At 62.6% G+C, this 18633-nt stretch carries 15 protein-coding genes; 2 read left to right on the top strand and 13 right to left on the bottom strand.

The annotated features are described in order from the left end of the window. Positions 1-12 precede the first annotated feature (12 nt). The gene (locus EJ074_RS01085; protein ID WP_245454781.1) at positions 13-699 is read right to left on the bottom strand and encodes a transposase; all 687 of its coding nucleotides are present in this window, start codon (positions 697-699) and stop codon (positions 13-15) included. Positions 700-1572: 873 nt separating this feature from the next. Between EJ074_RS01085 and EJ074_RS01090 the strand changes: the two genes are divergently transcribed. After that, positions 1573-2442, top strand: a complete 870-nt coding sequence (locus EJ074_RS01090; protein WP_129552634.1) for a hydroxymethylglutaryl-CoA lyase — start codon at positions 1573-1575, stop codon at positions 2440-2442. A 23-nt stretch (positions 2443-2465) separates the two neighbouring features. Here EJ074_RS01090 and EJ074_RS01095 read toward each other — a convergent pair whose 3' ends face one another. From EJ074_RS01095 to EJ074_RS01130, 8 genes are all read right to left on the bottom strand, one after another. Beyond that, complete coding sequence (locus EJ074_RS01095; RefSeq protein WP_129552635.1) at positions 2466-3968, bottom strand: sugar ABC transporter ATP-binding protein; 1503 nt, start codon at positions 3966-3968, stop codon at positions 2466-2468. Next, a complete protein-coding gene (locus tag EJ074_RS01100) occupies positions 3965-5104 on the bottom strand; it encodes a strictosidine synthase (RefSeq protein ID WP_129552636.1) in 1140 nt (379 codons plus the stop codon). The genes EJ074_RS01095 and EJ074_RS01100 overlap by 4 nt, the downstream gene beginning before the upstream one ends. After that, positions 5101-7215: an SMP-30/gluconolactonase/LRE family protein gene (locus EJ074_RS01105; protein WP_129552637.1), complete on the bottom strand. Its 2115-nt coding sequence runs from the start codon at positions 7213-7215 to the stop codon at positions 5101-5103. The genes EJ074_RS01100 and EJ074_RS01105 overlap by 4 nt, the downstream gene beginning before the upstream one ends. Positions 7216-7281: 66 nt before the next feature. Then, positions 7282-8286, bottom strand: coding sequence for a sugar ABC transporter substrate-binding protein (locus EJ074_RS01110; protein WP_165349811.1), 1005 nt, complete (start codon positions 8284-8286; stop codon positions 7282-7284). Positions 8287-8317: 31 nt separating this feature from the next. Next, positions 8318-9316 (bottom strand): ABC transporter permease, encoded by a 999-nt coding sequence (locus tag EJ074_RS01115; RefSeq protein ID WP_129553966.1) that lies wholly within the window; start codon positions 9314-9316, stop codon positions 8318-8320. A 23-nt stretch (positions 9317-9339) separates the two neighbouring features. Then, complete coding sequence (locus EJ074_RS01120; protein WP_129552639.1) at positions 9340-10092, bottom strand: enoyl-CoA hydratase-related protein; 753 nt, start codon at positions 10090-10092, stop codon at positions 9340-9342. 1 nt (position 10093) lies between these two features. Next, a complete protein-coding gene (locus EJ074_RS01125) occupies positions 10094-11332 on the bottom strand; it encodes a CoA transferase (RefSeq protein ID WP_129552640.1) in 1239 nt (412 codons plus the stop codon). 101 nt (positions 11333-11433) lie between these two features. Further along, positions 11434-12753 carry a hydroxymethylglutaryl-CoA reductase, degradative gene (locus tag EJ074_RS01130; RefSeq protein ID WP_129552641.1) on the bottom strand — a complete coding sequence of 440 codons (1320 nt, stop codon included), beginning with the start codon at positions 12751-12753 and terminating at the stop codon, positions 11434-11436. A gap of 120 nt (positions 12754-12873) precedes the next feature. On the opposite strand from EJ074_RS01130, the gene EJ074_RS01135 reads away from it, so the two are divergent. After that, positions 12874-14268: a PLP-dependent aminotransferase family protein gene (locus tag EJ074_RS01135; protein ID WP_129552642.1), complete on the top strand. Its 1395-nt coding sequence runs from the start codon at positions 12874-12876 to the stop codon at positions 14266-14268. 709 nt (positions 14269-14977) lie between these two features. On the opposite strand, the gene EJ074_RS01140 is transcribed toward EJ074_RS01135, so the two are convergent. The 4 genes from EJ074_RS01140 to EJ074_RS01150 form a co-directional block, all read right to left on the bottom strand. Further along, positions 14978-16441 carry an NAD-dependent succinate-semialdehyde dehydrogenase gene (locus tag EJ074_RS01140; protein ID WP_129552643.1) on the bottom strand — a complete coding sequence of 488 codons (1464 nt, stop codon included), beginning with the start codon at positions 16439-16441 and terminating at the stop codon, positions 14978-14980. 13 nt (positions 16442-16454) lie between these two features. After that, positions 16455-17495 carry a tartrate dehydrogenase gene (locus tag EJ074_RS01145; RefSeq protein ID WP_129553967.1) on the bottom strand — a complete coding sequence of 347 codons (1041 nt, stop codon included), beginning with the start codon at positions 17493-17495 and terminating at the stop codon, positions 16455-16457. Between the two features lie 245 nt (positions 17496-17740). Then, complete coding sequence (locus tag EJ074_RS30705) at positions 17741-17869, bottom strand: 3-keto-5-aminohexanoate cleavage protein (protein ID WP_348627016.1); 129 nt, start codon at positions 17867-17869, stop codon at positions 17741-17743. Then, on the bottom strand, positions 17815-18612 hold the full coding sequence (locus tag EJ074_RS01150) for a 3-keto-5-aminohexanoate cleavage protein (RefSeq protein ID WP_348626984.1): 798 nt from the start codon (positions 18610-18612) through the stop codon (positions 17815-17817). The genes EJ074_RS30705 and EJ074_RS01150 overlap by 55 nt, the downstream gene beginning before the upstream one ends. Between the last annotated feature and the right edge of the window lie 21 nt (positions 18613-18633).

Genomic DNA, 18633 nt, shown 5'->3' on the forward strand with positions numbered 1-18633 from the left:
CTTCCGGGTCTTTCAAAGCCCAAGGCGTTTCTTCAGTTCCGCATTCTCCTTGCGGAGCTGCGCCGCTAGCAGGCCTTTCAGTCGTTTGTTTTCTTCTTCGAGCGCCACAAGATCCTTGAGACCATCACCCTCAGCTGGGCCGGCGGCGGCTTTCTTCCAATGATAATAGGTCTGTTCTGTAATTCCGACTTCCTTGACCGCAGCCTTGAGTGTGCCACCGCGACCAATCGATTTTTCTATCTGGCCGAGTTTGTGCGCGCGCTCGTTTTCGGAGTAGATTTTGCGACCGGTTCGCGTCGTCGGTGTTGCGATTTCTTCCGCTTTGGAAGCTGTGGCGGCGGCATCGTTTGGCCGGGCTGACTGCGGGCGTCCGCTCTTAACCTTTCGCGCCTTTAGGCCTCTCTTCTTCGTTTCTGTAGTTGCCACCTTCATAACCGGTTCGGCGGCAACTTCTGCTGGGTCTTCCAGAGGATTAGCCATTTGAGGTTCCACTCGTGGTTCGTGCAAGCTATGAGCTTCTGCGGTGGGAAGACCGGAGTCAATAACCCCACCATTATGCTGCTCCATGTCCTGGAAATGCCTCGCTGTCTCAGCGACCGCTGCCGACAAATCAACGTTAGCCCAGATCGAGCCTGATCCTTTCTGGTAGTGGCGTCGCTGTTTGACTTCTACGGTGAATTGTCGCGTCTGACGCTTCATGAGGCCTTCCATCGTTACATTTGGAGCAACAAGAGTCGCTTCTCGACGTCGATGGAACGTGCGGCTCCGGTTGCTGTGGGCGAGATTTATCGGAAAGGTCCAGCCGCTAGCAAGGGATTTTAAAACGATTTATCTTTGCCGCCGGTGACCATGAGCTCTCAATTCTGGCGTACGGACGGTGGCGCTACCTCGATGAACCTGCTTGGAAAGCCGGCCTGAAGGACTTGGACGATGAATTGACCGAGCTGCGAGGATTACTGGTTACCGGGATCAAGGATGGCCGGCTAGAACAGCGACGCGGATATCTCGATGTACGGGATCACTGCCTGGGGCGCGATCTTGAGCGTCGCCGCAGCGAATGCCTCGATCGACTTAATGACCTGTTGGTTCGCGCCGCTCTGCCGCAAATTTGATGGCGCTCGAGACTAATGCGAGCATTGGTGGCAGCAGGGAAGAGGCCGACCCTGTCTCGTTAACGGCGAAACCCAGCGCAGGATGGGGCGTTAGGGCAAACAATAAGGCCGTCTCGATCAGATCGAGACGGCCAGTGACTTATGATAGAATTGGTTGCGGGGACACGTAGCCACCGATCCCGACATTCGTTAATCGCGGTGGTTTGAGTAACGTTCGTTGACACTTGAGCTCGCAAGAGGGGTCACCTCTTTCGAAAAGCATTTTAGCCGTCAGTCCATCTGATGAGCAGGGCACAATTCTGCCGCCTGCTTGACCGTGGATAACTCAGTTTGACAAATCTCCAGCCGTTCGAAGCTCGGGCACAGATCATCCCATTTTCTTCGACTCTGTACCTGTTCGGGCACGACCCGGAGAGAGTTTGTTAGCGCGCAATATGTGCGAGCAAACAGCAATCGACCAATGACCCAGCCAGGGAACGTTACAATCGTCGAGGTGGGCCCTCGTGATGGCCTGCAGAACGAGAAGACGATCATTGCCAGCGACCGGAAAGTCGCCCTGATCGGGCTGCTGGCGGATGCAGGGCTGACGCGGATAGAGGCGACGGCATTCGTTTCGCCAAAATGGGTGCCGCAGCTGGCGGACCATAACGAGGTCATGCGGAATGCTCCGCGCCGGCCTGGCCTGGTCCTCTCCGCGCTGGTGCCGAACGAAGAAGGCGCCATAGCGGCGATCGCGGCCGGCGCCCAGGAACTCGCCGTGTTCGCCAGTGCATCGGAGACCTTCGCCCGCAAGAACACCAATTGCACGATCGCGCAGAGCATCGAGCGGTTCAGGCCGGTGATGGCTCTTGCCGCCGTCCACGGCCTTCCTGTGAGAGGCTACGTCTCCTGCGCCATCGACTGCCCGTATGAGGGGGCGATCGAGCCGGAAGCGGTCAGAGATGTCTCCGAGCGCCTGATTGGCATCGGCTGTGGGGAGGTGGCCGTCGCGGACACGATCGGACGCGCGAGCCCTGAACGGGTAGATCGGATGCTGGCCGAGACCACCCAGGGCATTGCTGCTTCCCAGCTTGCCTGTCATTTCCATGACACGTCGGGCCAGGCCCTCGCGAACATCGACGTCGCCTTGGCCTTCGGCATCAGGATCTTCGACAGCGCTGTCGGCGGGCTGGGCGGTTGCCCCTATGCGCCGGGCGCAGCCGGCAATGTCGCCACCGAGGCCGTCGTCGCGCATCTGGCGGCGGCTGGCTACGACACCGGAATAGACGCCGGGAAGCTGGCGCATGCCCGTGCCCTGGCGCTGCGGTTGAAGGCTGGTCCGCACGACTGACACACCGCTTTGGATATGCGGTCCTAATGGACCGCGGCATACATGATCGCCTCCTCCGTTGCGTTGCGGCGATCCATTTCCTCGACGATCTTGCCCTGGCGCGCAATGAGGATCCGGTCCGACAGCGTGAGGATCTCCGGCAAGTAGGAAGAGATCACCGCGATCGCGATTCCCTGGTCGGCGAGTTGGTTGATGAAGGCGTGGATCTCGGCGATGGCGCCGACATCGACGCCGCGCGTCGGCTCGTCGAAGATCACCAGTTTCGGCTTCTGTACCAGGGCCTTGGCGATGACGACCTTCTGCTGGTTGCCGCCCGAGAGCTCGATGACCTTCGCGTTGGGGTCGATGGCGCGGATGTTCAGACGCTTGCGCCAATCCTCGGCGAGCGAACGCGCCTGTTTCATCGATATGATGTTCAGGCCGCCATAGGCCTGGCCGCCGAGCTGGCCCATATAGATGTTCTCGGCGATGCTCATCGTCTCGAAAAAGCCCTCGGCCTTGCGCTCTTCGGTAACGTAGACGATGCCGTCGCGGACGGCGGGCGCCGGCACCAGATAGCGCTTGGGCCGGCCGCCGATCTTGACTTCGCCGCCGTGGAAGAAGTCGCGCTTGAGCACGCCGCTGACGACTTTCAGCGTCTCGGTGCGGCCGGATCCGACCAGGCCGAAGATACCCGTCACCTGGCCGGCATAAAGCGAGAAGGACGTGTTGCGGACCATGTTGCCCATCGACAGGTTCTCGACCGAAAGCACTTTTGGTCCGCGCGGACGCGGCGCGCGGCTCCGCGAAGCGCCGCTGTAGATCTCGTCGGTGAGCGTGCGGCCGACCATCGCCTGGATGATCTTCTGGCGGTCGAAGGCGGACGCCTTGTCGGATGCGACCAGCCTGCCGTCGCGCAGGATGGTGATGCGATCCGCCACCAGCAGCGCTTCCTCCAGCGCATGCGAGATGAAGATGATCGAGACCCCTTCTTTCTTCAGCTTCCTGATCAGCTTGAAGAAATAGCTCTTCTCCTCGGGCGTCAGCGTCGCCGTCGGCTCGTCGAAGATGATTACCTTGGCCTTGTGGTGAACCGCACGCGCGATCTCCACCATCTGTTTCTGGGCAGCGCCGAGCGAGCCGACAATCGCAGAGGGATCGACATGGAAATTGAGCGACTGCAGGAATTGCTGCGCCGAGATATAGACGCCACGCAGTCGGTTTAGCGGCTTTTCCTTGCCGAGATAGATGTTCTGGGCGACCGTCATCGATGGCACCAGGCTGTTTTCCTGGTAGACCATGGCGATGCCTTTCGCGAGGCCTTCGGCCGGAGTGTTGAGGCGCTCTTCCCGGCCGTCGATGAACAGCTTGCCGCTACTCAGCGGATAGACCCCCGCTATGACCTTGGTGAGCGTGGATTTGCCGGCGCCGTTTTCGCCGAGCAGAGCGTGGATCTCGCCAGGCAGCAGTTGGAAATCGACATCCAGGAACGCCGGATTGCCGCGGAAATCCTTGGTTGCCGCCTTGAGTTCGACAATGGGTGTCATGCTGCGGCATCCACGGTGGAAACGATGTCCGGCTCGCTGGGATCGAGGTGATCGAGTGCGAGGATTTCGCCGCAGCCTTTCGAGGTCAAAAGCAGTCGCCCGGTCTCTTCCACGCAGGAGGTTATGCCGTGGCGTTTGCCGTCGGCCCGGCTGTGGGCACTCCAGATCGGCTGGAATTGATCGTCGAGCCTGACCACGAGCCCGTAGGAGCGCGTGGGCGCCCATGGCTTGTGGATGCCAAGCCGGATGACGCCACCCGCCTGCAGCGGTTCCTTGAAGCTGTGGCCGCTGGAGAGCGTGGGCGCGATCCAGTATTCGGGAGCGACAGTCTCCATCATCTCGCGCTTGTAGCGCTTTTCGCGCAGCACGAACTCCTGCAGCTGGGAGCGCACAGCAAACAGGGTCAGCCAGTACCCTCCCCGGCTCGACGGACAGATGCGACCCGGATAGGCAGGCAAATCCGCCAGTGGCGTTTCGCGGCCTTCGCCGCCGATCCCGAGCGTCAGCAGACGGTGCCGCCATGCCTCGCTGACGGCCACACGATCGCCGTCGGCGATGCACACGCCGGAAGGATAGCCGAGGCCGCCCTGGATCACCGAGGCGTTCTGGCTTGCGATATCGATCTTCAGCACGCTGCCGCTGCGCCCGAGCTCCAGAAGGTCCCGCGCCCATTCGCCAACCGGACGGGCGCCCGAACCGTTGCAGACCACGAGCGTGTCTTCGTCGACGAACACGCCGGCGGTCGGACAATTGAGCCGTTGATTGCCGATGTTCACGGGCAGGCGCTTTCCATCATGCGGCCCGCCGGCGATCGCTACCCCCTGCCCATCCAGGCCGACGGCGATCGCGCCGCCGGCGGAGGCCGCCAGGAACGTGATGTCCGCCTCATAGGTCTGCCGCGTCTTGACCGAGCCGTCGCTCGCGACCTCGACCAGGCTCCTCCCCGATGACGCCAGGAAAAGGTTGCCGGCGACGGCCAGGTTGTCGGCGCCTTCCAGCATTGCGACGCTGGAGACCTGTTCGAGAAGATTATTCGGCTTCAGCGCGCCGTCCATGACCGGCACGGTGATGGAATGCTCGCCGCGGCCGCCCATGAACCGGTCGACGATGCCGCCGACGAAGCGCGAGAAGCTCATGCGCGCGCTCCCCAATAGGCGGCCTGCGACGTCCAGTCCGGATCGGCGCCGGGCAATTTCAGGCGGCCGATCCTGTCGTTGTAGAGGCCGCCGAGATAGAGATGGCCCTTGTGCTCGCGCATCGACGTCACCATGGGATGATTCTTGCCGCCAAGGTCCCAGTAGGATTCGACGATCTCGCCATCGGGCCTGAACTTCAGCACGCAGCCTGTGTTGATGTTGGGGAACAGCCACTCGTCCCGGGCGACCCGCTTGGCCATGCGTTTGCGCAGCGACGGCATGCGCATGGCGAGGTCGAGCGCCGGCGACCGCATGCCGACCAGGGCCAGCCAGAAATTGCCGTCCGAGGCGCGATTGATGTTGTCTGGGTATCCTGGAAGGTTCGGGATCGTGACCTCGCGCTTGCCCTTGTTCGGTCCCGCGAACCAGTACCGGTTTATGCGGCATCCCCAGGTCTCGGCGAAGAAGAAGGATTCGCCGTCGCCCGCCATGCAGACCCCGTTCGGGAACTGCAGGTCGCGCAGGATCGTCGCCGTCGACCGATCCCTCGGGTCGTAGCAGATCAGGCGTCCGTTGCCGCGGCTCTCCAGCGCATCGGTCGGCCAGTCATGCATGTCGTAGCGGATGGTTGCTTCGGAGAAGAAGATGCGGCCGTCCGGCGCGATGTCGAGATCGTCAGCGAGCTTGAGGCGGGAATCGTCGATGACCGACAGGAAGGTGCGGTTGGTCTCGTCGGTGAGCTTGGTCACCTTGCGCTCCGGCGAGACCTGATAAAGACCCATGCCGCCGATGCAGACATTGAGGTTGTCGTCGGCGTCGAACGCCATCCCCAGCGGGTGGCCGCCGATGTGAACGAAAATCTCCCACCGCGCATAATCGGGCGCCAGGAAGCGCACGATGTCGCCATGGCGATTGGGGCAGTAGAGGTTGTCCTGGCGGTCGAAGATGACGTCTTCCGGCCCCTCGATCTCGCCCTTGCCGATCAGCGTGACGTCTTTCAGCCGGTCGTTGAGCGCATAGGGGCTCGCCGATCCGGCATCGGTGTCGGGGAGTTCCGGCAGGCGGAAATAGCTCGGCGACACATAGACCTTGTTGAGCAGCTTGTGCCTGTTCTTCAGCCAGCGCACGTCAATGGCCACGACACAGAGCAGCACGATGCCGAGGATCATCGAGCTGATGCCGCCGGAGATGCCGATGCGCACCATGCTGTCGGTGAGGATGAGCACGACCACCGCGCCCAGCACTGATTTCACGACGGAGCCGCGGCCTCCGCCCAGGCTGTTGCCGCCGAGGACGGCCGCCGTCAGCGCGGCGATCTCGAGGCCGACGCCGGTATCCGACCCGGCGCTGCCAAGCCGGGCCGCGAAGAACACGCCGGCCAGCGAAACCAGCACGCTCGACCAGACATAGGTCGAGAAAATGACGAACTTGACCTTCAGGCCGGCATTGTAGGCCGAGCGGCGGCTGCCACCGACAGCGGTGATATGCCAGCCCGTCCTGGCGCGGGTGAGCACGACATGCCACAGCACGATGACGACCAAGGCTACGAGGAAGGAGAACGAGATCCCGAAGACGCTGCCTTCGCCGATGAAGGCCCAGAGGTCGGAATCCGGAAACACCGCCGAGACGTCGACCGCATAGTGGAGCAGGATGAGGTCGACGATCGAGCGGATGATGATCAGCGTGACAAGCGTCGTCAGGAAGGCCCGGATGCGCAGATAGCCGATCAGGAAACCGTTGACCGCGCCGCAGACGGCTCCTACCGCCAGCGTGGCGAGCACCGTGGCCCAGACCGGCCAGCCCAACAGGGAGATGCATATCAGCGCCGTGATGTTGGCAAGCGCAAAGACGCTGCCGACCGAAAGGTCGAGTCCGCCCGCAAGCAGCACGATGCCCATCGCGACGACGACCAGCGCGAACTCCGAAAGCTGGCGTGACGTCTCGGTCACGCTGTCGAGGGTGAAGAAATGCGGATTTTCCAGCAGGAAGAAACCGATCGTGAGGATGGTGGCAAAGACCGGAACGGCGTTGTCGCTCCAGCGCTTCGACAGCACTTCGCCAAGCACCTTCTCAGGAAAATAACGAAAATAGAGGCGCTCGATCGCTTCCATCACAACGTCCCAATCAAATTTGGCTTGGCCGGGCGCCGTGCATCGCGCAACGGCCCGGCCTGTTCGCTACTTCTTCAGCTGATCGAGGTCCCAACAGCTGTTCGCTGACATGCTGTCCTTGGTGATGAATTTGTTGGGCGTGTAGAGCGCGAATTTGAGCGAGCCAGCCGGCTCCTTCGACTGCAGCAGCACCTTGATGGTGTTGTTCAGGTCGCGGCCCTGCCCCTCGACATCATAGGAGATGACCTCGTTGAACGTGCCGTTCTGCACCCCCTGGCACGCGGTCTTGTTTCCGCCGCCCGAGGTGATCAGGTAGATGTCCTTGCCGGACTCCTGAATGGCCGCGCCGGTGCCCGCATCCATGACGTCCCAGAAGCCGATGATGCCGCAGAGGTCCGGGTTCTGCTGGATCACCGTCTGGGCGATGCCATGTGCCTTGGACTGGTCCCAGTCGCCCGTCTGGCTGGAGACGATCTTGATATCGTCATGTCCCTTGAGCGTTTCGGTGATGGCGTTGAGCTGATAGACGCTTGCCGCCGCTGTGGCCGGACCCTGGATGATGGCGATCTTGCCGCTCTTGCCGCTGGCCTTGCCGCATTTCTCGATCATGCGGTTGGCGGCGTACTGGCCGATCCCGTACCAATCGGCGCCGACGAAGGCGTCTGTCTGATAGCTCGACTTCATGTTGACCTGGATGACCTTGATGCCGGAATCCTCGGCCTTCTTCAGGGTGCGCGCGTAGGAGGCCACATCGAAATTCTGCACGACGATGATGTCCGGCTTCTCGGTGATCGCCTGGGTCAGCGCGCGCGTGCCGGTGTCGGTGCTCCAGTTGGCGTCGCGGATGTCGATCGTGTAGCCGAGCCGCTTGGCTTCCTTCTCCATGATCGCGGCCCAGCCTTCCGGCAGGTCGAAGCTCATCGACATCGGCACGAAGACCACTTTCTTGCCGGCAAGCGAATCGAGTGTCGGCTGCCTGAGCGCATCGGCCATGCCCTCCTGCGCCATCGCGCAGCCCGTGGAAATGAAGGCCGCCGTGAGCGCGGCCGCCGCGTATTTCAGGATCATCATCTCGGTTCCTCCCATTCGATGACTGTCGGTTTCAGATGTCCCCTTGCTGCGATGTTTGTTCGTCTCGGGGGTTGAGAAGGGCGTCGATCACCAGGGCGAAGAGCAGCACGGTGCTCTTGAGCAGGTTCTGGACCGTGTAGGAGATGTTGAGGATGGTCATGCCGTTCAGCAGCAGGCCGATCAGCACCGTGCCGACCAGGATGTTGCGGACGCCGCCGCGCCCGCCGGTGAGGCCGATGCCGCCCAATATGACGACCAGAAGCACGTCATAGATCAGGGTGGAATTGACCATGCGCATGTTCATGCTGGCCACGGAGGCCGCCGTCGCGCAGCCGGCCAGGAAGGCCATGGCGCTCGAGATCACATATTGCAGGATGATGATCGGCCGGACCGGTATGCCGGTGATCCGCGCCGTGGAGATGTTGTCTCCGATGCCGTAGATGAAGCGCCCGAGACCAGTCTTCCTGAGGAAGAGATAGAGCGCGGCCGAGCAGATCGCGAAGAGCCAGATCGGCATCGGGATGCCTAGCACGGCGCCGCGCCCGAGAAACAGGAACCAGTGCAGATTGTCGGGGATGTTGTTGACGTCGAGCGACGCGATCACCCCTCGCCCGAGGCCATAGACGATCGCCGACACCGCGAGCGTCGCAAAGATGGCGGGGATTTCGACATAGGCGATCAGGAAACCCATCACCACCGCGACGGCGATGGCGAAGGCCAGCCCCAGAGCCAAGGCGGTCGAGAACGCGTAGCCCTGGTTGGCAAGCACGATCGACAAAGTGAGCGACACCGCCATCACGGCGACCAGGGAAAGGTCGACGCCGCGGCCGATGACCACCACCGCCATGCCGAGGCTGAGCATGCCCAGCATGGCGACGTTGCGGATCAGGTTGAGGATGTTCTCCGAGCTCAAGAATCCGTTGAGGGCGACGGAGAAATAGACAAAGAGCAGCACGGCGACGACGAAGATGATCAATTCCTGGGTGAGGCCGATCCGGTGCCTGGTCCTCGTCGTCGCGCTCGGCGTCATTTTTTCGGATGCTGTTGCCACGGTCACTTGCCCTTGTTGGCGAAAGCGTCGAGTCCGCGCCTGGCGTCGTCGCTCGTAAAGGTGCGCTGTCCGAGCCGCGCTTCCTGCTGGAAGGCGTCGCCAAGCGGCAGGTGCTGCAATGTCAGCACCGCTTCCTTGATCGTCTGGATGGCTGTCGGGCTGAAGGAGGCGATGCGCTCGGCAATATCGCGCGCCACGCGCTCAACCTCGCCGCTCGCCACGGCCTGGTTCGCGACGCCCCAGGCGAGCATTTCGGCCGCCGTGAAGCGCCTTCCCGTCAACAGGATTTCCATCGCATGCGCGTAGCCGATCTGGCGCACGAGGCGGACGAGCGTGCCGCCGGCGGGGACGAAGCCGTGCGCGGGTTCCGGCAGCTGGAAGACGGCGTCCTCGGCCACGATCCTGATATCGGTGGCCAGCATCAGCTCGAAACCGCCGCCGATGCACAGGCCGCGTATGGCGGCCACGACCGGCTTGTAGAAACCTGAAGTCTTGATGTGCGCCGGGTCCCACGCGGAAATGTCGAAGCTGTCGGAAGCAAGCGCTGGAATGGACTCTTTCAGGTCGGCGCCCACGCAGAAGGCCCGGTCCCCGGCTCCGGCAAGCACCGCCACGCGGATCCGGTCGTCGACGCGCACCTCGTCGAAGGCGCGGCCCAGATCCTCATACATGGAAAGGCTCAAGGCATTGAGCTTTTCCGGACGGTTGATCCGGATCGTGGCGATATGCCCGTCGACGCCGAAATCGATCGCCATCCTAGATCGTCCCTTGCGATTTCATGACATCCAGCTCTTGCGGTGAGAGCCCGACCAGCCGGGCGAGAACCAGATCGTTGTGCTCGCCGGGCGCAGGCGCCTTCTGCGGCGCCGCTTCGGCCATTTCGGAGAGCTTGATGGGCAGGCCGAACATGCCGAGAAGCTGTCGTCCGACCGGCACCTGGACGATCATGTTGCGGGCGGCGATATGCGGATCCTCGACGACCTCCGCGATGGTCTTGATGGCGCTCAGCGGCACCTTGTCGCCGGCGAGCTCCTCGAGCTCGGCCTTGGTGTAGCGGCTGAACCATCGATCGAGCAGCGGCTTGACCTTCGTTTCGGCGACCACCGGATCGAAGCGCTTTTCCATCGTATCGATTTCGGGGTCCGTCGCTCTGTCCGGCTCGCCGAAGAGGCCGCAGGTGATCGCCCAGAACTTGTCGGTGTAGCCGCCGAAGAACACATAGCCGTCCTTGCACGGAAATTGTCCGTAGGGGCGCACGAAGGGATGATCGTTGCCGAGCGGCGAAGCGATCTCTTTCCTGGCCGTATAACGAACGACGGCGTTCTCGGTCAGCGTCAGGACGGAGTCCTGCTGCGAGACGTCGACCACCTGGCCGATCCCGGTCTTGTCGACCTGGCGCAGCGCTGCCAGCGTCCCGATCGCGGCATAGAGCGCCGCCGCGAGGTCGCCGATGATCGTGCCGACCCGGACCGGCGGCCGGTCCGGGTAGCCGTTCATCGACCACAGCCCGCCGGCCGCCTGGCCGGTGTTGTCGTAAGCGGGTTTGGAGGAGTTCGGACCGGTGCGGCCGAAGCCGCTGATGGCAGTATAGATCAGCCGCGGGTTCTCGGCCCTGAGCACCTCGTAGCCGAGGCCGAGCTTGTCCATGGTGCCCGGCCGGAAGTTTTCGACCAGGACATCGGCCTTTCTCACCAGCCGCTTGAGCAGGGCCTTGCCTTCGGGCGACTTGAGATTAACGGTGAGGCCGAGCTTGTTGCGGTTGAACTGGGTGAAGAAGGCGCTGAGCTCGGAACCTTCTTCGCCGACGAAGGGCGGAAAGGTGCGCGCGTAGTCCGGGTCTTCCGGATTCTCGATCTTGATCACCGACGCGCCGAGGTCGGCGAGCAGCATCGAGCAGAACGGTCCGGCGACCACGCGCGTAATGTCGAGGACGACGACGCCGGCGAGCGGGCCGCTCCGCACCGGAAAATCGCTTTTGGGATCCACTTCAGTCACGTTTTGGTTTCCAATGGCTTGGTTTGATGCCGGGCAGCGAAGCGGCGCCGATCATCGCACGCTAGTCGAGGCGACGGGCTCACCGCCATCAAGACGAAGGTTCATACCTTCTCCGCCCGCATCTGCTCGAGCAACTCCCTGGCGCGATCGACGCGCACGTCGTGGCTGGAAGAGAGGGAGGACGCGACCCTGTCGATCTCGTCCCCGGTCGCCCCGGCCACGATTGCGATGTTGCGGGCGTGCAGCGCCATGTGCCCGCGCTGGATGCCTTCGGTCGCCAGCGCGCGAAGCGCGCCCATGTTCTGGGCGAGGCCGACCGCCACCGCCACCTCGGCCAGGGTCTGTGCGCTTTCCACGCCGAGGATCTTCAGGCAGGCGCGCGCGGCGGGATGCGTCTTGGTCGCGCCGCCGACGAGCCCGAGCGCCATCGGCATCTCCAGCGTGCCCACGAGATGCCCTTCGGCGTCGAGTTCCCAGGTCGACAGGGACGTGTAGCGCCCGGAACGGGACGCCCACACATGCGCGCCAGCCTCGATAGCCCTCCAGTCGTTGCCGGTGGCCACGACAAGCGGGTCGATGCCGTTCATGATCCCCTTGTTGTGCGTGGCGGCGCGATAGGGATCGACGACCGCAAGCGCGCAAGCCTCGACGATGCCGCGGGCAATCCGGTCGCCCTTGTATTCCGGGGTCTCGAGCGTCTCAGGCGCGACCCTCACCATGGCGCGCGCGATGCGCAGGTCGGCGTAGTTGGAAAGGATGCGCAGCCGCACGACCCCGCCGCTGATGGCCTCGATCATCGGCGCCACCGCTTCAGCCATCGTGTTGACGGTGTTGGCTCCCATGGCGTCGCGCACGTCGACGATGAGATGAACCACGACCATCGGTCCAGCCGCCGTCTGATCGAACACATGGACCTCGACGTCGCGGCAGCCGCCGCCGAGCGAGACGAGGACCTTATCCTTGACGTTGGCCGCCGCGATGATCGCGTCCCGCTCCTTCAGGATGCGCGCCCTGGCGCCATGCGGGTCGCGCAGCTCCAGGACCTGTACCTGAGCCCGCATGATGGGACCGGAGCTGGAGGTGAAGAAGCCGCCGCTCTTTCTCGCCAGCCGCGCCATGAAAGAAGCCGCCGCCAGCACGGAAGGCTCCTCGACGGCCATGGGGATCAGGTAGTCCCGCCCATTCACGGTAAAGTTCGCGGCGACCCCGATCGGCAGCTCGAAGGTGCCGATCACGTTCTCGATCATCCCGTCGGCGAGCGTCAGCGGCAGGCCGCCCGGCCCGAAGGTCCCGCGCTCCGCCTCGGTCAGAGCCACGGCATCGGCGACCCGGGCCAGACGCTCCGCCGGCGCAAGGTTGCGCAGATTTTCAAGCCGCGAGTTGACGGAGGGGCGCGTCGCGCCCTTCTGGGGATCTGTCACAAGCGCCTCCCACGCAATGTGTCATTTTCTTCTTGCGGCAAGATGGATCATTGTTACCATCCACATAAGGTACAGATATGAGAAATTGTCTTTATCTGTACCCACAAGAGGGATCTGCAGATGGCTGCTTCAGGCGAAAGACAAGGCGCCGTCACCCTGGTGGAAAATGTCACGGCGCGGCTGATCGAGCAGATCCAGTCGGGGGATCGCGTTCCTGGCAGCAAGCTGCCCTCGATCCGCAACGCGGCACGTGAATACGCCGTTTCGAAAAACACCATCGTCGAGGCGTATGAACGCCTCGCGGCCGCCGGTTACATCGTGTCCAAGCCGCGGTCGGGCTTCGTGGTCGCCAAGTCCGCGCAGCCGACGGCAGGCCGGCCCAAGCATCTGTCCGAAGCGGTCGACATCGTGTCGCTGCTCAACGCGCAGCTGGAAGAGAGCTTCGAGATCAGGGTTGGCGACGGCCGCCCGCCCGCCTCGTGGACCGAGGAGTCCGAAATCCGGCGTCATCTCGGCCTCGTGGGCAGAGGGCCGTCCTCCAGCACGGACGGCTATGGCTCCGCATGGGGCTTCCCGCCGCTGCGGCAGCAGATTGCCAGGCGGCTGGAAAAGCAGCATATCCAGGCGTCCGAGAAGAACATCATCCTCACCTTCGGCGCCAATCACGCGCTCGACCTGGTGATCAGGGCCTTCCTGACGCCTGGCGACGTCGTTCTGGTCGACGAGCCAGGCTATTATCCGCTGTTTGCAAAGCTCAAGCTCGCTCAGGTCCGTGTCGTCGGCGTCCGGCGGCTCCCCGACGGACCGGATGCCGAAGATTTTGCCGGCAAGGCCGCCACGGAGCGGCCGAAACTGTTCATCACGCAATCGATCGGGCACAACCCGACCGGCGGCAGCATCAGCCTGTCGGTCGCGCACTCGATCCTCACGGTAGCGGCCAGGCACAATGTAACGATCGTCGAAGACGATCCGTTCGCGGACCTGTCGCCGACGCCGCCCAACAGGCTTGCCACGCTCGATCAACTCAACCATGTGATCTCGATCGGCACGTTTTCGAAAACATTGTCGGCCAGCTTGCGTTCGGGTCACATTGCTGGGCATGCAGACAAGATCGCGGCGCTTGCCGAGCTCAAAATGCTGACGACGGTCAACAGCTCAGGTCATGTCGAGCGGCTGCTGCACCGGGTGGCGTCCGACGGACATTACGATCGCCATCTGAAGCGCCTTGGCCAACGGATCGAGGCCGCCGCCAATCGGGTTCATGGCGCCCTCGCCCGGTCCGGGCATTCGATCTTCTCCGGGAATGGTGGAGGGTATTACCTTTATTTGATGTTGCCCCAGGGGATCAACGATATCGAGCTGGCAAGACTGGGGGCGCAGAAAGGGATCTTCATCGCCCCCGGCAGCGTCTTCTGTCTGAACAAGCAGAACCCGATGGCCGCCGGCATCAGGATCAATGTTGCCCGCGCCGACGAGGATCGGTTCTTCGATTTCCTTCTCAGGAAGCTCTCCTAAGTCGTCAAGCCCCATAGGCCGATCCGCAGCCAGAAGGCGGATCGAAGCTTCCAGGGTGTGCCGGGTTCGCCTTGCCGAGTTCGAGGACGATGCCGAAGAGCGGGACCGCAGATGGCACGAGCCTCCCCAGGCTTGTCCCCGGGCGTCAGCATGATCTCTCCGATTAACGAGCGCAGCCTGGCAGCCGGGCGTTCCTTCTCGTGCTCAACGAGCGCGTGCGTGAGTTGCTTGGCGTCGACGGCTGACCGGTGGCCGCGGAGGTGGACGAGTACAGTGTCGAAGGGAATCATCAGGGCTCTTTTGCTCGGCTCGAAACCAGAGCGGCGAAATGCTTCGGTACGCCCGGCGGCCGCGACGGCGATTGCGTGCCCTTCCTGAACGCAAAAAACCGCCCCGGTTAGACCGGGACGGTAATTGATTTATGATAAAATTGGTTGCGGGGACACGATCTGCACATAACGAGCGTCGCCAGACCTTCGGCTTTCACGTGGCCAAGGCTCGCCCGCTTTAGGCCTCAAGCAGAGGAAGCCCGGCGAGCCAGCCGGAGGTTGAGAGATCCCGTTCCATCTGATGAAGGTCGACCAGCGGAAACAGCGTCGACGTCGCCACGAATCCGGGTCTCAGCGGATCGGCACCGTCTTCGGTAGCGCATGATCCTGGCCAAGTGCCGGCAAGGCATCCCTTGTTCATAGAGGACTTATGGACGGCCTCAGTTAAGGCCGCCCATATGGAAGGTCTTGATTTCAAGATATTCTTCAATACCAAGCTGCGCACCCTCGCGGCCGAGGCCGGACTGCTTGACACCTCCGAACGGCGCGACCTCGGTCGAGATCAGGCCTGTGTTCAAACCGACCATGCCGAATTCGAGCGCCTCGCCGACGCGCCAGGCGCGCCTAAGGCTTTCGGTATAGAAATAGGAGGCAAGCCCGAAGGGCGTGCCGTTAGCGATCGCGATCGCCTCCTCCTCCGTTTCGAAGCGAAAGAGCGGCGCTACCGGGCCGAAGGTCTCCTCGTTCGCGAGCAGCATCTCGGTCGTCGCGCCGGTCAGAACCTGCGGCGCCACATATTGGGGGCCGGTCGGCAGGGCGTGCCGCCGGGTGACGATCTTCGCTCCCTTGGCGAGCGCGTCTTGGAGGTGGCGGCTGATCTTGTCGACCGCGGCCTCGTTAATCATCGGGCCAATGGAAACGCCTGGCTGCATGCCGTTTCCGACCGTCATGGCGTTCACGCGGGCGGTCAACTTCTCCGCGAAGGCGTCATAGACGCCGGCCTGCACCAGTATACGGTTGGCGCACACGCAGGTCTGGCCGCCGTTGCGGAACTTGGAAATGATCGCACCCTCGACTGCGGCATCGAGATCCGCATCGTCGAAGACTATGAATGGCGCATTGCCGCCGAGCTCCAGAGAGAGCCGCTTTACACTGTCCGCCGCTCCACGCATTAGCAGCGACCCGACACGCGTTGATCCGGTGAAGGAAAGTTTGCGCACGGCTTCGTTCTGCATCAGTTCGTTGCCGATCTCGTTTGGCATGCCGGTGACAACGTTGACGACACCGGCGGGCATCCCTGCCCTTTCGGCCAGAACACCAAGGGCGATGGCGGAATAGGGGGTGAGCTCGGACGGCTTAATCACAACCGTGCAGCCGGCGGCGAGTGCCGGGGCGACTTTACGCGTGATCATGGCGTTCGGAAAATTCCACGGCGTAATGATCCCGCAGACGCCCACCGCCTCCTTCACCACCACGATGCGGCGATCGGGCGTCGGTGAGGGAATCGTATGCCCGCCGATGCGCCGCGCCTCTTCCGCGAACCATTTGACAAAGGATGCGCCGTAGCGGATCTCGCCACGCGCCTCGTCGAGCGGCTTACCCTGCTCCAGCGTAAGGATCTGCGCCAGGTTTTCGAGGTTCTCGAGCATGAGCTTGTGCCATGCTTCTAGAAGGGCGGCACGCTCGGCGTGGGTTTTCTTTTTCCACGGCCCGAAGGCCCGCGCAGCGGCCTCGACTGCGGCGCGCGTTTCGGCCCGCTCCATGTCAGGTACGGTGCCGATCGTTTCCTGCGTGGCCGGGTTCATGACATCGACGGTCCGGCTGGACGCCGCCCCCGTCCACTGCCCGTCGATCAATCCAGCCTGGACCAGCAGGCCGCCATATATGTTGTTCGTCACGTCCATCTCCCCCTCCCCGTCAGTCGAGCGCGGCCAGAACCGTGGCGGTGATGGCATCGGTCTTGTGACGCCCCGGAACGACACCGACGCCTTGCGCGGTGGTTTTCTCGATAGCTGCCATGACCCGTCCCGCACCGGCGTGTTCGCCCAGATGGTCGAGCATCATGGCCCCCGACCAAATCGCGGCGATTGGATTGGCGATGCCAAGATGGGCAATATCGGGCGCCGAACCATGCACCGGTTCAAACATCGATGGCGCAGTGCGGTCAGGATTGATGTTGGCGGAGGCAGCAAAACCCAACCCGCCCTGAATGGCCGCGCCAAGGTCGGTAAGGATATCGCCGAACAGGTTGGATGCGACCACGACGTCGAGGCTTTCGGGCGCCATCACCATGCGCGCGGCCATGGCGTCGACATGATAGCTCGTCACCTCGACGTCGGGATATTCAGCTGATAGCAGCCGGGTGACCTCGTCCCAAAACACCATCGAAAATTTCTGCGCGTTGGACTTGGTTACGGAGGCAAGCTTGCCGCGACGCATGCGGGCCTGCGCGAAGCCGAAGCGCAGGATGCGCTCGACGCCGGCACGGGTGAAGATGGACGTTTCCACCGCCACCTCGCCGGTCGTGCCTTGATGCAGGCGCCCGCCGGCACCGCTATATTCGCCTTCGGTGTTCTCACGAATGCACAAAATGTCGAAACCCTCGGCCCGCAACGGGCCAGTCACGCCCGGCAGGAGGCGGTGCGGCCGAATGTTGGCATATTGCACGAAGGCCTTACGGATAGGCAGCAACAGCCCGTGGAGCGATACGGAGTCCGGCACTTCAGCCGGCCAGCCGACTGCTCCCAGCAATATGGCGTCGAAGTCACGCAAGATCTCGATCCCGTCCGCGGGCATCATCGCGCCCGTCTGTTTGTAGAATGCGCAGGACCAGGGGAACGTCTTACCTTCGAGCCGGAACTCGCCGCCCGCCGCTTTTTCCAGGACTGCCCAAGCAGCCTCTGTCACGCTGGTCCCGATGCCGTCACCGGGAATGGTGGCGATTGAATAGGTCTTCATTTCATCCTTCCGTCCACAGCCGTCACTGCCGAAGACCCCGTACGGGAAATGCCCTGGGCACGCTAGCCCGCATTCCTGGCCCGACCGCCGCAAATGGCTGGGCGTTTGTATGGATCAATTCCGTCCAGGTGACGATCGCAGAACGGGCACGACGGGATGCTCCGATGAGACCTGAGATCGACGGCACCCGTGAACACGGCTTGGTCAACAAATAGTCGACATCCACCAGTGTCCCATCGGAGCAATCAATGCTTCAGCCCAAGGATCGTGCGAGCTTCTGCAGCGGTTGCCGGCTCGCCGCCGAGCAGACGGATAATGCTTACAGCTTTCTCCACCAGTTGAGTATTCGATGTCGCCTCGACACCTTTGTCCAGATAGAAATTGTCCTCCAGCCCCACACGCGTATGTCCCCCATAATGAAGGCCTGGGCGACCATTGGAAACTCCGCGCGACCTACGCCGAAGGCCGACCACTGCATCCCGTGTGGTATTGCGCCCATGAAATATGACAGCATCTGGGCGCTTGCCGGGGCGCCCCAAGGAACGCCAAGAGCGAACTGAAGGAAGCTATCCGAGGGTATGGAACCGGACGCCATCATTTTAACGGCCAAGGCGAGATGCCCAGGCTCGAATATCTCCAGTTCTGGTCTTACCCCTGCCTGCCGAATGCTGGCGGCGATGAGCTCAATTTGAGCTGGCGTGTTGATCAGGGCTCCCTTGCCGAAATTCAAGGATCCCATATCCAGACTGCATATTTCTGGCTTCAGCTCCACGATGTGCCGAACCCGCTCGGCGGGTGGCCTCACATTTGAACCTGCCTCGAAACCGTTGAGCTGCTCAAGGCTAGGGACGAACCGCCCGCCGGGGCCGGTCGTAAGGTTGATGACGACATCGGTTTTCGCGTCACGAACACGATCCACGACCTCACGGTAGAGATCAAGATTCATGCTCGCTTTGCCGGTCGCCGGATCGCGCACATGAATATGCGCGATCGCGGCTCCTGCCTGTGCGGCCTCAATGGCCGCGTCCGCAATTTGGCGCGGAGTGACCGGGACTTGCGGATGGCGTTGAGCGGAATCGTCCCCACCCGTGACGGCACAAGTGATTATCGTTGGCATTGCCGAATGTCTTTCCCTCGC

It is taken from the genome of Mesorhizobium sp. M3A.F.Ca.ET.080.04.2.1 (genome assembly GCF_003952525.1).
Classification (GTDB): domain Bacteria; phylum Pseudomonadota; class Alphaproteobacteria; order Rhizobiales; family Rhizobiaceae; genus Mesorhizobium.

Bases quoted from the DNA above. Each gene is read 5' to 3' on its own strand.
- EJ074_RS01085 (WP_245454781.1), bottom strand. From the start codon at position 699: ATGAAGCGTCAGACGCGACAATTCACCGTAGAAGTCAAACAGCGACGC.
- EJ074_RS01090 (WP_129552634.1), top strand. From the start codon at position 1,573: ATGACCCAGCCAGGGAACGTTACAATCGTCGAGGTGGGCCCTCGTGAT.
- EJ074_RS01095 (WP_129552635.1), bottom strand. From the start codon at position 3,968: ATGACACCCATTGTCGAACTCAAGGCGGCAACCAAGGATTTCCGCGGC.
- EJ074_RS01100 (WP_129552636.1), bottom strand. From the start codon at position 5,104: ATGAGCTTCTCGCGCTTCGTCGGCGGCATCGTCGACCGGTTCATGGGC.
- EJ074_RS01105 (WP_129552637.1), bottom strand. From the start codon at position 7,215: ATGGAAGCGATCGAGCGCCTCTATTTTCGTTATTTTCCTGAGAAGGTG.
- EJ074_RS01110 (WP_165349811.1), bottom strand. From the start codon at position 8,286: ATGATGATCCTGAAATACGCGGCGGCCGCGCTCACGGCGGCCTTCATT.
- EJ074_RS01115 (WP_129553966.1), bottom strand. From the start codon at position 9,316: ATGACGCCGAGCGCGACGACGAGGACCAGGCACCGGATCGGCCTCACC.
- EJ074_RS01120 (WP_129552639.1), bottom strand. From the start codon at position 10,092: ATGGCGATCGATTTCGGCGTCGACGGGCATATCGCCACGATCCGGATC.
- EJ074_RS01135 (WP_129552642.1), top strand. From the start codon at position 12,874: ATGGCTGCTTCAGGCGAAAGACAAGGCGCCGTCACCCTGGTGGAAAAT.
- EJ074_RS01140 (WP_129552643.1), bottom strand. From the start codon at position 16,441: ATGGACGTGACGAACAACATATATGGCGGCCTGCTGGTCCAGGCTGGA.
- EJ074_RS01145 (WP_129553967.1), bottom strand. From the start codon at position 17,495: ATGAAGACCTATTCAATCGCCACCATTCCCGGTGACGGCATCGGGACC.
- EJ074_RS01150 (WP_348626984.1), bottom strand. From the start codon at position 18,612: ATGCCAACGATAATCACTTGTGCCGTCACGGGTGGGGACGATTCCGCT.